General features: G+C 40.2%; 1 protein-coding gene. It reads left to right on the top strand.

Features of this window, described 5'->3' with window-relative positions; translation table 11 throughout:
* Window positions 1-16 precede the first annotated feature (16 nt).
* Window positions 17-502: alpha-amylase family glycosyl hydrolase (locus tag AB4486_RS27810; RefSeq protein ID WP_372120036.1), on the top strand; the 486-nt coding region annotated here is incomplete at its 3' end.

The raw sequence follows: 502 nt of genomic DNA, 5'->3' as shown, positions 1-502 counted from the left end.
CAATAAGGACAAAGATATGATTGAAAAAATACTCTTCAACAAAGTCGCCGATATTTATGGTGAAGAAGAAGCACACTCGGTAACGCAAGAGATCTTAGCCTTAATTGAGAAATGGAAGCCAAGTGCTCCACAATACACACCGTGGGTTGATGAGAATACATCTTACCTGATTACTTACGGTGACAGCTTTGCTCGTAACGACGAAAAAACATTGAGCAGTATGAAAAGTTTTGCTGATAAGTACCTAAAAGACTCAATCAGCAATATCCATATTCTACCTATGTTTCCGTACACCTCTGATGATGGCTTTAGTGTGGTCGATTACCGAAAGGTCGATGAGAAGTTGGGTGACTGGGAACACCTCAATGCTTTGTCTGAGAACTTTGATTTGATGTACGACTGTGTGATCAATCACATCTCAAAAAGCAGTGATTGGTTTCAAGGTTACTTAGCAGGTGATACGCAATACCAAGATTACTTTGTTGAGTCTGACCCAAGCCTA

Origin of the sequence: Vibrio sp. 10N.222.55.C6, from assembly GCF_041473395.1 — a bacterium.
In the GTDB taxonomy this organism is placed as follows: Bacteria; Pseudomonadota; Gammaproteobacteria; order Enterobacterales; family Vibrionaceae; genus Vibrio; species Vibrio crassostreae_C.
This window is presented reverse-complemented; position numbering and strand designations above follow the sequence as displayed.